This window comes from Tumidithrix elongata BACA0141 (genome assembly GCF_036349135.1).
GTDB classification, from domain to species: domain Bacteria; phylum Cyanobacteriota; class Cyanobacteriia; order Pseudanabaenales; family Pseudanabaenaceae; genus Tumidithrix; species Tumidithrix elongata.
Genome location: NZ_JAZBJZ010000132.1, coordinates 1 through 14,132, shown reverse-complemented (window position 1 = coordinate 14,132; position 14,132 = coordinate 1). Strand labels below are relative to the sequence as shown.

16 protein-coding genes are annotated in these 14,132 nt (G+C 43.7%); 7 read left to right on the top strand and 9 right to left on the bottom strand.

Translation table 11 applies throughout. The features are described 5' to 3' along the window. Positions 1 to 64 precede the first annotated feature (64 nt). Positions 65 to 1,576, top strand: coding sequence for a glycolate oxidase subunit GlcD (glcD, locus tag V2H45_RS22165; RefSeq protein WP_330485866.1), 1,512 nt, complete (start codon positions 65 to 67; stop codon positions 1,574 to 1,576). 86 nt (positions 1,577 to 1,662) lie between these two features. Continuing rightward, positions 1,663 to 2,457 (top strand): C39 family peptidase, encoded by a 795-nt coding sequence (locus tag V2H45_RS22160; RefSeq protein WP_330485865.1) that lies wholly within the window; start codon positions 1,663 to 1,665, stop codon positions 2,455 to 2,457. Positions 2,458 to 2,487: 30 nt separating this feature from the next. On the opposite strand, the gene V2H45_RS22155 is transcribed toward V2H45_RS22160, so the two are convergent. From V2H45_RS22155 to V2H45_RS22125, 7 genes are all read right to left on the bottom strand, one after another. Next, complete coding sequence (locus V2H45_RS22155) at positions 2,488 to 2,964, bottom strand: hypothetical protein (protein ID WP_330485864.1); 477 nt, start codon at positions 2,962 to 2,964, stop codon at positions 2,488 to 2,490. A 146-nt stretch (positions 2,965 to 3,110) separates the two neighbouring features. Next, on the bottom strand, positions 3,111 to 3,767 hold the full coding sequence (locus V2H45_RS22150) for a V4R domain-containing protein (RefSeq protein WP_330485863.1): 657 nt from the start codon (positions 3,765 to 3,767) through the stop codon (positions 3,111 to 3,113). Positions 3,768 to 3,821: 54 nt separating this feature from the next. Beyond that, entirely contained in the window at positions 3,822 to 4,280 is a 459-nt protein-coding gene (locus V2H45_RS22145; RefSeq protein ID WP_330485862.1) for a globin family protein, read from the bottom strand. Positions 4,281 to 4,311: 31 nt separating this feature from the next. Next, a complete protein-coding gene (locus V2H45_RS22140; protein WP_330485861.1) occupies positions 4,312 to 4,614 on the bottom strand; it encodes a hypothetical protein in 303 nt (100 codons plus the stop codon). Next, positions 4,611 to 5,291, bottom strand: a complete 681-nt coding sequence (locus V2H45_RS22135) for a V4R domain-containing protein (protein ID WP_330485860.1) — start codon at positions 5,289 to 5,291, stop codon at positions 4,611 to 4,613. The genes V2H45_RS22140 and V2H45_RS22135 overlap by 4 nt, the downstream gene beginning before the upstream one ends. A gap of 66 nt (positions 5,292 to 5,357) precedes the next feature. Then, positions 5,358 to 5,843, bottom strand: coding sequence for a 2Fe-2S iron-sulfur cluster-binding protein (locus V2H45_RS22130; RefSeq protein ID WP_330485859.1), 486 nt, complete (start codon positions 5,841 to 5,843; stop codon positions 5,358 to 5,360). A gap of 121 nt (positions 5,844 to 5,964) precedes the next feature. Then, complete coding sequence (locus V2H45_RS22125) at positions 5,965 to 6,933, bottom strand: hypothetical protein (protein ID WP_330485858.1); 969 nt, start codon at positions 6,931 to 6,933, stop codon at positions 5,965 to 5,967. 22 nt (positions 6,934 to 6,955) lie between these two features. On the opposite strand from V2H45_RS22125, the gene V2H45_RS22120 reads away from it, so the two are divergent. After that, positions 6,956 to 7,903, top strand: a complete 948-nt coding sequence (locus tag V2H45_RS22120; RefSeq protein ID WP_330485857.1) for a LysR family transcriptional regulator — start codon at positions 6,956 to 6,958, stop codon at positions 7,901 to 7,903. Positions 7,904 to 7,918: 15 nt separating this feature from the next. Here V2H45_RS22120 and V2H45_RS22115 read toward each other — a convergent pair whose 3' ends face one another. Beyond that, positions 7,919 to 9,118, bottom strand: coding sequence for an FIST signal transduction protein (locus V2H45_RS22115; RefSeq protein ID WP_330485856.1), 1,200 nt, complete (start codon positions 9,116 to 9,118; stop codon positions 7,919 to 7,921). A 161-nt stretch (positions 9,119 to 9,279) separates the two neighbouring features. Here V2H45_RS22115 and apcB point away from each other — a divergent pair, with 161 nt between their 5' ends. The 3 genes from apcB to V2H45_RS22100 all read left to right on the top strand — a co-directional run bounded on the left by apcB (position 9,280) and on the right by V2H45_RS22100 (position 10,908). Further along, positions 9,280 to 9,777 (top strand): allophycocyanin subunit beta, encoded by a 498-nt coding sequence (gene apcB / locus V2H45_RS22110; RefSeq protein ID WP_330485855.1) that lies wholly within the window; start codon positions 9,280 to 9,282, stop codon positions 9,775 to 9,777. A gap of 469 nt (positions 9,778 to 10,246) precedes the next feature. Then, positions 10,247 to 10,501: a colicin E3/pyocin S6 family cytotoxin gene (locus V2H45_RS22105; RefSeq protein ID WP_330485854.1), complete on the top strand. Its 255-nt coding sequence runs from the start codon at positions 10,247 to 10,249 to the stop codon at positions 10,499 to 10,501. Beyond that, on the top strand, positions 10,498 to 10,908 hold the full coding sequence (locus V2H45_RS22100; RefSeq protein ID WP_330485853.1) for a DUF7683 domain-containing protein: 411 nt from the start codon (positions 10,498 to 10,500) through the stop codon (positions 10,906 to 10,908). The genes V2H45_RS22105 and V2H45_RS22100 overlap by 4 nt, the downstream gene beginning before the upstream one ends. On the opposite strand, the gene V2H45_RS22095 is transcribed toward V2H45_RS22100, so the two are convergent. After that, positions 10,905 to 11,687, bottom strand: a complete 783-nt coding sequence (locus V2H45_RS22095) for an ABC transporter permease (protein ID WP_330485852.1) — start codon at positions 11,685 to 11,687, stop codon at positions 10,905 to 10,907. The two genes, V2H45_RS22100 and V2H45_RS22095, sit on opposite strands and share 4 nt — an antisense overlap. A 192-nt stretch (positions 11,688 to 11,879) precedes the next feature. Between V2H45_RS22095 and V2H45_RS22090 the strand changes: the two genes are divergently transcribed. Continuing rightward, positions 11,880 to 13,061: an aspartate aminotransferase gene (locus V2H45_RS22090; RefSeq protein WP_330485851.1), complete on the top strand. Its 1,182-nt coding sequence runs from the start codon at positions 11,880 to 11,882 to the stop codon at positions 13,059 to 13,061. The last annotated feature ends 1,071 nt before the right edge of the window (positions 13,062 to 14,132 follow it).

Here is a 14,132-nt window from a genome sequence, read left to right as displayed (position 1 = left end):
CCTTTTTTCTTGATTTTTATTCTCTTTTGGGCTCTCATGAATAATGCAGGTTAGCAAAAATAAAATGATCGCACTAGACAAGCAGCAAGCAAATTCGCAAGATCGTCTCAAGTCTATAGATTGGCAACCAATCGTTCGTCAATTTGAAGCGATCGTGGGGGCTAAAAACGTCGTGCGAACCCGAGAAGAACTGTTAGCTTATGAATGCGATGGCTTAACAAGTTACAAACAGCAACCTGCCGTGGTTGTACTGCCTCGCACCACTGAGGAAGTCTCAGAGATCGTAAAAGTGTGCGATCGCTTCGCACTTCCTTTTTTGGCTAGAGGTTCCGGCACAGGCTTGTCAGGGGGGGCTTTACCCTTAGAGAATTCCGTCCTAATCGTAACCGCCTTGATGAAGCGTATTCTCAAAGTTGACCTTGAGAATCAACGCGTAGTCGTGCAACCGGGAGTAATTAATAACTGGGTAACTCAGGCAGTGAGTGGTGCTGGCTTTTACTATGCCCCAGATCCATCCAGTCAAATCATCTGTTCCGTTGGGGGAAATGTCGCAGAAAATTCAGGTGGGGTGCATTGCCTCAAGTATGGGGTCACGACCAATCATGTTTTGGGGTTAAAGCTGGTATTGCCTGACGGCGCGATCGTAGACGTGGGCGGCGAGATTGCCGAAATGCCAGGATATGACCTTACAGGTATCTTTGTCGGTTCGGAAGGAACCTTAGGGATTGCCACTGAAATTACCCTGAGAATACTCAAAGCAGCGGAATCCATTCATGTTCTACTGGCTGACTTTGAGAATGTAGAAGCCGCAGGCGCAACAGTCTCAGGTGTGATTGGCGCAGGCATCATTCCTGGTGGCATGGAAATTATGGATAATATGAGCATCAATGCTGTAGAAGATACACTCGCCACAGGTTGCTATCCTCGCGATGCAGCAGCAATTCTCTTAATTGAAATTGATGGTTCAGAATTGGAAGTTGCTGAGAATGCCAAGCGAGTAGAATCAATTTGTCTCCAGAACGGCGCACGCAATGTCACCACGGCGACAGAAGTTGAGCAACGCCTCAAACTTTGGAAGGGTCGCAAGGCAGCTTTCGCAGCTATGGGAAAACTTAGCCCAGATTATTACGTTCAAGACGGCGTTATTCCCCGCACAAAATTACCCTATGTGCTCAAAGAGATGGAAGCGCTCAGCCAAAAATATGGCTACCCCATTGCGAATGTTTTCCATGCAGGGGATGGCAACTTACATCCATTGATTCTCTATAACAATTCTATACCTGGTGCGTTAGAAAAAGTCGAAGCATTAGGGAGCGAAATCCTCAAGCTCTGCGTCAGAGTAGGGGGAAGTATCTCTGGTGAGCATGGCATTGGTGCAGACAAGCGCTGTTACATGCCCGAAATGTTCAGTCCTTCTGATTTGGAAACCATGATCTGGGTGCGATCGTGCTTCGACCCTAAAGGAATTGCCAACCCAACCAAGATTTTCCCAACTCCCCGTACCTGTGGCGAAGCCGCCAATTCTCAGGCGATTCATCAGTTAGATAGTCAATTTAAGCAGATAGAAAGGTTTTAGAAGAGTTGTCAGTCGTCGGTCGTCAGTAGTCAATTTGGATAACACACAACAATTGATATCATTGCCCAATAACCAATAGCCTTCTTATGACAAACTACACGCTAAAAGTTCTACAAAAGACGGTTTTTAAATTACAGCCCATTGATAGCAGCCAAATCACAGACCCAAAGCAAAAGCAAGAGATTGCGGCTGGGAAAGAATTCGCTCTGCATAGTTATCTATTCGATCGCGTCAGCAATCATTACAAAGTTGCCCTCCTGATCGACTCTTTCAACGGTCGAAATACTTGGTACGTCTATGCCGAACATGTTCAGATTCTCAAAGATGATGTCGTGCAGCCCAAAGGAGCACCTGAATCCCCTAAAGCTCCATCTAGTGTAAAGTTGAACGTTCCGTATTTTAGCCAGCTAGATAACGTGAATAATCCGTTTGGTTCCTGCAATGTTACATCTACAGCCATGTGTCTCGCCTACTTTGGACTACGAGCCCAAGATCCCGATGTCCAGTTAGAAGACGAGTTATATAATTACTGCGATACCCACAGCTTAGATCGCCATAACCCTGCCGATCTGGCGACGTTGATCGCTGACTACGGCTATAAGGATAAATTTCAACTAGAGGCAAAATGGTCAGATGCAAAAGCTTGGCTCAATCAAGGTAATCCTCTGATCGTACATGGCTACTTTACAAAATCTGGTCACATTGTGGCGATCGTTGGGTATAACGAAGCTGGATGGGTTGTCAACGATCCCTATGGTGAGTGGTCGGCAGATGGCTATGACACCAATGCCAGTGGAGCAGGTTTAACTTACTCCTATGAGGCAATGGAGAGAGTCTGTGGAACTGATGGCGATGCTTGGATACACTTTGTCAGCAAGTGAATTCCTAGGAGAGCATTTTCCTTGGCAAGATCAACGTTCGATAAATAGCATTGTCCAGTTGCAAGGTTGCTGTAAGTCACCAAATTGCCCTTTTATCATAAATTCTAACGCCTCATGGGTAGGGAAAAAATTGCGAGATACATAATAGCCTCGTTCTGCCATCACACCATCTAGATAACTGCGTTGCAAATAGTTGTTCCCACCATCTGTATCAAATGATGTGAAATAGCTATTTGAACCTCTTACAGCCATAAATACTGCGTAATCAGGGTTGTTTTTGTAGTGTTCTGGAACGAGAAAGATACCATAAACATTATGTCGCCCAAGCCAAGGTTGCGCGACTATCTTTACGGCACGAATTTTGTAGACTTTGGGATTGCTAGTGGTGTCTGAGCTGCATTCAACCGTGGGAGGTCGATGCAACAGCCACAGAAAGATGCCTGTGCCTCCAATGAGTACACTAAAAATCGCGATCGCAATCGGTAAGAGTTTTTGCCTAGTTTTCATAACATCAAATAGAATTTCTATCTATCTGATTTAAAGTTCCCATCCTATCTCAATCGATTTGGGCAATTTTTGCAGTATCTAATTTATCAATAGCAATACGATCGCATTTTCAGGTCTATCAACTTACAATTCCGCCCTAACGATTTCTAATTGATCAGAGTTTGGATAATTGCTTCGTGGCTTAGACCTTCCAAAACTAGGTTTTCAACAACAGCAAGGCGTTCGGGTAGACCAATAATAAAGCGATTACAGTCTTCTCCTCTTGATTCGCAAGTAGTTTGTGCTGCTAATAACTCTCTACCTGAAAGACGACTAAAAAAGGAAGTGAGAATGCCCGCTTCTAAAAAGCAGCTAGGACGATTGTCTCCTAAAACCTGTTGGCTATAGGGAGAGTTATAGGTTTTAATCACTAGAATTCCTTGGGCTTGATATTCTGGATCGAATTCAAACTTTCCCCAACCATGGGTTTTCCAACATTCCTTTAAGCACTGGAGGAATGTAATCATTTCCATCTCAGCGAGGGATTGATCGTAATACTCGGCGATCGACTCGCTAAAACGGGTATAAAAGTTTCTACCCCACCATTTACCGCAGTTATATAGAACTAATCTAGCAGCCTGTCCTGTTTCCTTTGCCAAACCCGCATAGAGCGCAGAGATGAGCGTATCAGGAATAGCCAGTAAGCGATCGCCCCTACGACTTTCTAGTAAGCCTAGTTCTAAATCGCCTCGCACATAGGCCCCATAATCGAAATAATTGGCAGGGACACGATTATCTTTAAGTAAATCAGCAACTGAAATCATAAGTTAATTCTTAGTCAGTAGATTCTTGACAATGGATAACAAACGACAACTTGATCAGTAAATCAGTGTTACTTGGGCAGTAGTAATCAACGGCTGTACCAAGGCAAGCTGGCTAGCACTGAGTTCTTTCTTTAAGACTTGATTGAGAGATTTATAGAGGGTCTCATTGAGTCGCCGCAAATCGTGAGCTGACATAATTTGCTCTAGCCAACCCAGCAGTCTTTGCTTGAGAAAGTCCTCATCGTTTAACAACATGGACATAGCACAATAGCGCATTACCAATACAAGATTTTTAATCCCCCTTTCAACATCAGCGGCATCAACTTTTGGCATTTCTTCTTCCACGCGATCGGCGACTGCTTGAAGAATATCTAACTCGCGATCGCGTAAAAGCTTATATAGGGCAAGGCGCTCAGGCAAAGAAGTAACATAGGATTGTAGCAATCCAATTTCTTCGGTGCCAAGATATCGCTCATTGGCTTGATCGATCAAGTCTTGAATCTGACTACTCATAGGTTTATCCGTGGAAAATTAAAAATGACAACTAGAAGAAACTAGAAATATCATCTAGAAAATCCTCTAAGGTTTCTTTCTTTTCTTCTGCTATAGGCAAGGTGGGCAAGGGGACTGGTGCGGCAGCAAGAGGCACACCCGACCAAGGAATCATACTGAAATACTGGGTTACAGAGAACTTGAGGCTCAGGGTAGGGGCGATCGCAGTTTGCCCATTAAGACTGTCCCCCCCACGATCGAGCAACGATGGAACGATCTGAGGACGATTTTCCCAATTCACCCCCTGCCAAAAGCTACGGACTGATTGCCGCGACCAAGTTGATGTTGTGCTCATTCTAGTAACTCACCATTGCGTAAGCGTTTTTCGATATCACGACTAGTTCCCCCCTCATTAAGCCAAAATGCCGCCGCATCAATGCGATTTTTACCCCCTAGCAAAAATTTACAGTAGTTTTCCCCCATGGAGTAGCATTGAATTTCAATACAATCCAATTCTTTTTTGACCAGATAGGTAAAGAATCCAGAAAACAAACCAGCATAGAGGTGACAAACGGGTTTCCCAACGTCGCCTAAAGTGCGCGCCACTGCGGAGTCAAAAATGCTAATGAACATAAAGCCCTGTTTGCGATCGCTCATATCCATTTTCCAACGTCCCCATCCCTGAGAAGTAAAGGGCCACCACCAAGTTTCCAACAAGAAAGGTAGGTTCGTTTGACGAATACCTCGACCAAAATCTCGCTCAAACCACTGGGTAAAAAACTCAGCATCCTTTCGCCCCCACTCGCAGCCGATGGTATACATCACTGCCGCCGAGGCTTCACCTACTTCTTCTTCTAAACCTTCTTGCAGCCCAATGATAAAGTCTTCACTGGTCAGGACATTTCGTAAACCGTTCCAGTCCTCAATCACCCCACTTTCAAAATTAGGCTTAAAGAAATCTTGCAGACTATAGTGGTTATTTCTTTTTTTGACATTAAGCGAGCTTTCAGACGGTTTTACCGCAACAGTCATAAATTTGACACTCCTAGCTGAACGATAGATTTACGCAAAGATTTATGAACAAACTTTAGAAAGAGATTACAAGCCCCTCTTTGTACCAGGTAACTGCTCAGCCACACGAAAATCGGTATTTTCAAGCTGTTTAACCATCGAACGAGTGATGAGTTGACCAATATCGACAAGGGTTTGTCCCGTCACAGGGTGCAACAAAGGCTTTTCACAACGACGACCGATCAGAGCCTCAATATCTTGAATTGATTGCACATACATCCCAACTGGTAGCTCTACGACTACCCCTTCCGCCATCACTTTGGCTTGACAAGCTAGACGAGAATTAGGTTTACAGGTCGTGATTACCTCTAAAGTGCGTTGTTCTCGTCTTGCCATTGGACTCAAAGAATCCATCCCAGACTGGATGTAAACATGACAGGTGGCACACATTCCGCGCCCACCACATTCCTTGAGAATATTTAAATCTTCTCCCATCAATACCGAAAGCAGCGCACCGTTTGTAGCGATATCTGCTTCTTGTGCGATCGGCTCAATTCTGACTCGCTTAGCCATGAGTTCCCTACCCCTACCTAATTGCCACTTGGTATTCTTAAGCTAACACTAAGTCTATCGCATCTGAGGGAATGGTCTGTATTTATTGGCTTAACAAATTTTGCTCTTAATTCAGCATTCGTTACTTCGGATCTTCCCCAAGCAGTAAATCTTGCTGTTGAGCGTCAAGACAATCTTGCTTGAGCATGACATCAAAGTTACGAATTACCTGTCGGCAACGCTTGATAAAAGCTCTTGTCCACTCTTGGATCTGATGATGTTGTTCAGAATTGCATGCGATCGCTTTTTGACGGGGATGGGAAATTTGGGCATTGCGATCGATCTCAACTTCTGCTAGCCAAGCGATCGCGGGTCGGCTAGAACGCCAGTAGTTGGCAACGACCATTTTACCAAGATAGTCTGTGGTAAACCGACTCAATTTGTTCATCACTAAGATAAGTTCATCTAACTTATACTCTTGCGCACTATTTTTCGTTGATACTGACTTAATGTGCGTTTCTACTATTGCGGCATCTAATAAAGATGCCTGTGGTTTTGGTGCTGGGGTTATGGATGGTTTAGTGTTGACTTTAGAAGGCTGAGGAGGCATAACATGAGCCTGTGATTTTTTTGCTGGTTCGCTAACCAGTTCAACGGGTATAGCAGCCTTTACTAGTTGATTTACTGGTAAACCTGTTAGTTGGGTTCCGAAATTGTTCTGACTTGTGGCTGTAGCTTGCGTAGCACCACCCAATAAAAGTTTGAAAGCAGAAATCGTATTGTAGGCATCTGTCTCAACTAGCTTCTTGATACTAGTAATTGCCTTTTTATAACGTTCTAGATCCAAATCTTTTCCAGTTAATACCAAGAGTACTAAGCCATGACTGAGCTTGTAGATAAAAACAGTATTTTCAGAGAAGGAAAATTCAAAGGCTTCAAACCCTTCTGGCACATTTTCTAATACATGCAAGACCCCTTGCCCCAAAGCCTGCTTTGTTCTCTCCAAGACTGAATCTAGCCCATAAAAACATGGTCGCATGCGCCTATTCGTGAGGGCAACGCCATCAATTCCTGCTAAATTCAGAAAATCTTGGATATCCGCCCGATTCATAATTGTTCACACTTCGTTTTTTATGATCGACATTCCTTTCACCCTAGACCAATTACGCATTCTAAAAGCGATCGCCGCTGAAGGTAGCTTTAAGCGCGCTGCTGATAGTTTATACGTGTCGCAGCCAGCTGTTAGTTTGCAAGTTCAGCACCTAGAGCGACAACTAGATGTGCCTTTATTCGATCGGGGTGGGCGACGCGCACAGTTGACGGAGGCAGGGCAATTACTCTTGTCATACGGCGATCGCATTTTAAGCTTGTGCCAAGAAACCTGTCGCGCCATCGAAGACTTACAAAATCTTAATGGTGGAACCCTGATTATTGGGGCTAGCCAAACAACTGGTACTTACTTGATGCCTCGGATGATTGGTTTGTTCCGCAAGAAATACCCTGAAGTCGCAGTTCAGCTCCATGTTCATTCTACTCGCCGCACTGCATGGAGTGTTGCAAATGGGCAGGTAGACTTAGCAATTATTGGCGGTGAAATTCCCGCCGAACTGCTCGATTCATTAGAAATTACCCCCTATGCTGAAGATGAGTTGGCTTTAGTATTACCGACAATGCATCCCTTGGCTCAAGCGGGCACTCTACCAAGGGAAGAGTTATATAAATTACAATTTATCGCCTTAGATTCTCAGTCTACAATTCGCAAGGTGATCGATCAAGTTTTGATGAGGAGTGGGGTCGATCCAAAGCAATTGACGATTGAGATGGAGTTAAATTCAATTGAGGCCATTAAAAATGCCGTACAGGCAGGTCTAGGAGCCGCATTTTTGTCATTAACGGCGATCGAAAAAGAATTACAAGTTGGTGCCATGCACCAAGTCTTAATCGATGGCTTGGTAATCAAGCGGACGTTATTACAAATTAGAAACCCCAACCGTTACCGCTCTAAGGCAACGGAGGCATTTTGTGGTGAAATCTTGCCGCTATTTAGAGATAAAGCGATCGGCAACCCCACGGTAATTTAAATTTATTTAGGAAATTTATTTGGGTCGAAAAATGCCAAAGGAGGAGGTGTACCCATGTAAAAAGGTCGTACCGCCCACAGGTCCAATTTCTCCTGAGCAGAAAAAACCACCAAGGGGAAGTAGTCCCAAATATTTGTTAAATAGCTCCGAGTCAAAATTTGGTTTGCCATAGAGTTTTTCGCCTCTACCCACACAGGAAAACATAACTGCTGCCATCGCTGAGTTAGATTCTTCAGAAATATGCTTGTGATAGCGCCTGAGCACGTCTTCTAGATCTAGGGCTGAAGCATGGGCATCCCGCAGGTGTAACTGAATTCGCTGTCCTGGGCGCATTCTGTCACCAACTGCGATCGCCCCCGATTTTGGATCGACACCAATAATGTTACGAATTAAGAAGTCGCCCTGCTCCGGTGCAGATTTAAATTCATTCATCACTACACCCAAAAACAGAGAATTTTGTGCCAATTGGCGATCGCTTTGGCTCAGATCGCCCACAATATCTTGCAAAACCGTTAGGGGGGGTTGTCCTTCTAGAGAAAGAATGAGGTTGCGATCGCACTCAGAGACTTGCAACATCTTGCCAATCGGACGACAGCCCTGCGCCACAACTGCATCAATGGAAACATCCCCCCATAGGGCAATACCCACTAAACCTTGACGGTAGAGCTTGTAGTTATCTTTGTCATGAACACAAAACAAAGCATTGGCACCAAGTCCACCCCCACTCGCCAAGCCCCCAACTTTAACCGCACTAGGGTAAGCAAAATCTAAGCCTTGCAGTAAATCGTTAACAGGAAATGAAAAGGGATCGCCAAGAATCACAAAGTTTGGCTGTACCTGTGGGTCAACATCGATCAGCTCCTGCCAATGATTAGGCGGACTGTCCAGATCGGGCACATCTTCTTCGCTGAGATGAAATATTTTCATCTCAACATTTGGCAAGTGACCGACCATCAGAGATACCGCTGGCACGTCTTCTAGCTCTTGACCTCTACCCACAATGCCGCTACCCGAACAGCCAATCAAACACTTGAGTGGCAACTTTTCTGCCAGCAAGGGCAATAGCCGAAGATAGTCACTGGCAAAGCTACTTGAGATAAACAGCAATCCCAAGTCTGGCGATCGTTCCCCTAAAGCCTGTAGAACCTGCTCAGACACCTCTTGCACCGCAGCTTCCAGTGATACTTTAGTAGAGAGGCTACTAACCCATTTCATATGCCTTTCCTCTGTTTCATGCTGCTATGGTTTAATTAACGATGCAAAGATTCGCAAAGATTCAATAAGATACTGTGTAAACAAGTCCTGTATCTTAGAAGAATACATAAAGACTAAATTACAAAAATCAATTAATAACTATCGAAGGGAGCAACTTTACTATGCAGGATGCAGTAACTAGCCTGATAGGTGTTTATGATGCCACAGGACGTTATCTTGATCGAGATGCTATTGAACAGCTTAATTCTTATTTTGCCACTGGTGCGGCTCGACTGAAAGCAGCTTCAACAATTACTGCTAACGCAGCTTCTTTGGTGCGTCAATCTGGGGCACAACTATTTGAAGAATTGCCCGATCTGATCCGTCCAGGTGGCAATGCCTATACAACTCGCCGCTTTGCAGCTTGTTTGAGAGATATGGACTATTACCTCCGCTACGCCACCTATGCCCTCGTGGCAGGCAATAGCGATGTTCTAGACGAACGGGTACTTCAAGGCTTGCGCGATACCTACAGTTCTTTAGGCGTAGCGACCGGATCTACCGTTCGAGGTATCCAGATCATGAAGGCAAAAGTCGTTGAGTTAGTGGGCGAAAACGGCGATTGGCTAACAGAGCCTTTTGACCACATGACCCGTGAGTTAGGCGAGAACAATATTTAGATTTTTCAGGATTTTCAAAATATCTTTCTCAAAAAATCCAGAAATCAGGAGATAAAGATTTATGAATCGGCATTGCTCTTAATCTCTAAAGCTTCTGAATTTAGGATTTAAATTTTTTGTGGGTGTGTTGTAGTAATTGCTGTGGCACGCCTTTTTGTTTTGAGCTTGACCTCTCTGAGGTTGTTACAAATGTCCCAGAATTACCCTTGTTAAGGTGTAAAAGCAGCAAGCTTAGATTTAGATTCGGTTGGTTTAGCTCTCAAAAAACTCAAATTCGAGCAGCAATTCTCATTTTGACTTGTAGTTCGCCTTAGCTGTCAAATCTTGAACGAAGCCATAGGCTTTTCAAGAGTCACTATTGCAACTATTCTCATTAGATTGGGTGAAATTAAGCCAAAATTTCCATAATGAGAATTGCTGAAATTCGAGACAAAAAATTATTTCCTTAGACTTTTGATGTAAAGTTTCGATGTCACATATCCCCCCGCCTAGCGTTTTAAAAGCATTTCCCGAAACGCACCTAGTAAAATCAAAAACTTTTATTCAAGGAACTCGCAAATTGCGTAGACGTTGGCAAGAGGCAAACGGTAGTATTTACGAGTGGGACTATCGACATGGCACTGTAGAAAAGTATGATAAAAGTGGACGGCATTTAAGAGAGTATCACCCAGAAACGGGTATCCTTCTAAAACCTGCCGATCCAAATCGTAAGGTTGAGCCATGATTAAACTAAAACCTAATCGCTTAAAACAGAATTACAAATTAGTACGATCGCTGCGTTGGTACAAAAAACAAGGTGATGTGCTTGTTGGTCAAAAAATATTAGATTCTGTAAGTCTGTCAGATTTACAGAAGATTTTTGGTGAACCTGAAAATGATTTGATGATCGAAAACTATCAGGTTACAGAAGATGAAGCGCAACATTTGCAGAGAAAGCTAAACCAACCAATCGATCTAAACTCTTATGACTATTTCTTAGAATGCGAGCAAGCATATGAAGCTGTGCCATTTTCTTCCAAGAGAGAGATGACTGGTTCTTTTACACAAATCAGTACCAAGTACATCACAGCTTCTCAATTACACAGTGGTAAAAAAAAATCTAAAACATCAGCTAAGGCTTCAGAGAATTAGGGCAGCTTTAGTTGTTGAGCCGCAGTAAAAAACTGACGGCTCAATGCTTTTGTTAGCAACAGTGTTGTCAGTAAATTTGCTGCCACGATCGCAAATAAAATCACCAACTGATAGCGCGTCGCCAATAGGGGAGATACCCCACTTAAAATTTGCCCCGTCATCATGCCCGGTAGTGCCACTACCCCTGCCACCATCATGCCGTTAATACTGGGAATCATGGCAGCTTTGATTGCCTCGTTTTGATAGGTGGCGATCGCTTGCTGTGGTGTTGCACCCAGACAAAGTTGCGTTTCGATCGCATTGGCTTGCTGTGAAATTGACTTAGTTAGACGTTCCGCCGCGATCGCGGCACCGTTCATCGAATTTCCCAAAATCATGCCTGCCAGAGGAATTAAGTACTGTGGTTCGTACCAAACCCCAGGGCGTACCACGATTGAGAGCGTGTAAGCCAAAATCCCCCCCGTACCCAGTAAGACAGAACCCCAGACAATTGGAAGAGCATAGGGTACTTTTTTACCAATTCGATCTTTTGCCTCTTTGGCGGCGACAGTACTCATGAGCGCCAAAATAAATAGCACTGCCCATGCTTGCTTGATGTCAAATACGGCATAGAGCAGATAGCCCACAATCGTTAACTGCACGACACTGCGAAGCGTTGCGATCGCCAAGCTAGAGGCTAAACCTAATTTTTGCCAAAACGATAAGCTGATGGTCATCGCCATCAGCCCCAGAGCCAATGCCATCTGCTCTAAACTAAGATTGACGGGTGGTACGAGCACAAATTTTTATCTCTATGTTTTGTCAGTGTTTTGTTAGGAAATTTTAACGATAACTAGAAATTCTCTAGCAACTCTCTAGAAATTCCCTAGAAATACCCAGTGGTATTGATTTCTGTTCGGTAATATTTAGTATCATAGTTGTTTGCAAAAGTAACATTTGCTACGACTTCTCCCTCATCCCCAAAACTATTCATGAAAGACTGGCTGAAGCCTGCCCAAAGGCTAGGAACCTTACCCCCCTATGTATTTGCTCGTTTAGATGAACTAAAACTTAGAGCAAAAGCGCAAGGGCTAGATCTAATCGACTTGGGCATGGGTAATCCAGATGGGGCTACACCTGCACCTGTGGTTGAAAGTGCGATCGCGGCGATCCAGGACACCCGCAACCACGGTTATCCTCCCTTTGAAGGCACATCCAATTTTCGTCGTGCCATTACAGATTGGTATTACCGTCGCTACAATGTCAAGCTCGATTCGGAAGGTGAAGCCTTACCTCTGATTGGCTCTAAAGAAGGCTTAACCCACTTAGCCCTTGCCTTTATCGATCCGGGTGACTTGGTACTCGTGCCCAGTCCCGCCTATCCCGCACACTTTCGCGGCCCGTTAATCGCTGGGGCAGAGATTTACGAACTCATTCTCAAGCCTGAAAATGATTGGGTAATCGACCTAGATAGCATTCCCGAAGATATTGCACGACGGGCAAAGGTTCTGTACTTTAACTACCCGAGTAACCCTACGGCAGCGATCGCCCCCCGTAAATTATTTGAAGACATCGTGGCGTTTGCCCAAAAATACCAAATTTTACTCGTCCACGACCTCTGCTACGCCGAACTTGCCTTTGATGGCTATCAACCCACCAGTTTGTTGGAGATTCCTGGTGGTAAAGATATTGGCGTAGAGTTTCATACCCTATCCAAGACCTACAACATGGCGGGCTGGCGCGTGGGCTTTGTCGTGGGCAATCGTCATGTGATCCAAGGACTGCGCACGCTCAAGACCAATCTTGACTACGGCATCTTTTCAGCCATTCAGACCGCCGCAGAAACGGCTTTAAATTTGCCCGAATCTTATCTAGAAGCCGTCCGTTTTCGGTATCGCGAACGGCGAGATTTTTTAATTGACGGACTGGCAAAGCTAGGTTGGTCTATTCCCAAGACCTACGCAACCATGTATCTCTGGGTTCCTTGTCCACCAGGCATGACTTCTACGGATTTTGCCCTTGATGTTTTACAGCGCACGGGGATTGTATTGACTCCCGGTAGTGCCTTTGGGAAAGGCGGAGAAGGCTATGTGCGGATTAGTTTAATCGCTGACTGCGATCGCTTGGGTGAAGCCCTCAATCGCCTCAAACAAGCAGGAATTCGCTACCAATAAATGTTCTTGCCCTCTTAAGGCAAAAAATCTTGGGTTTTCTTTAGGATGCTTAATATAGCAATCCTAAATTGGTTATGAGTCTCGAGTTATCACATCGCTCTGCTCAACTTGTGGGCGTTAGTCAAACTGCACGATCAAATACAACTTATTCCTGATTGCTATAGCAGTCCTACAGCGTTTTGGATAGCTATATAAAGTAAATTCTATAAAATACGCTCAAATGAACTTCTAAAGCCACAATTTAAATGTAAATGATTCAAAATGAGAGTTTTTAAAAATGAGAGTTTTTAAAAATGAGGCAGAGTAGTTTTTTATTAAGAATTTTGAGCTGACTCCTTTAGCAGTTAATTTTTGTAAAAACATTACTCCATAAGTTAATCATTCCCATATAGATGCCCTAATCTACCCGATGCTTTCTATATGGGTAAATCTAGCTTTACTATTGTGCTTTCGATATCCGCCTCCTTGATGCTTGTTTAGCACAATCAGCTATTTACTTTAGTTGATTCGATACTCTAGAAATATGCTCGATAAAATCAGACCTTTTAGTATTGATTTCATGAATATTAAACAAGAAATTCTTGTAAAGAACTTCTTGATTTTAGGACTGGATAAAATCAAGAAACATTTCCCTACCAAAATACTAAAATTATGTCAATACGACACTTAGCGTAATTTTCCCGATCGCGATCTGTGTTTTTTAAGACAATTCCTAGAGTCAATAAGTGTGATTTTTTAAAGAAATTGAGTAGGTAAATCAGATAGGTCAGATTGCTACGGATTGTCTATCTTTGCTTACTTTCATAATTTACAAATCTTGTGCCAACACGAGTAAGGGACTAGTAAAAGCGAAAAATAGAGCAGATTTTGTAAGTTGATAAATTGATTCTTTCTAGTAGATAAATTTAATTTTAAGAGTTTATGTACGTATGCTTTGATGATTACTTCTTTAGGATTTAGGACTTAGGAGGGAGTTACTCTGGCCGACTAAAGCATTTAAGGAACATGTCAAATAAAGCTTAGTACAGGACAAAACCTTGCAATAAAGACAGAAGAGGGGTTTCATAGGAA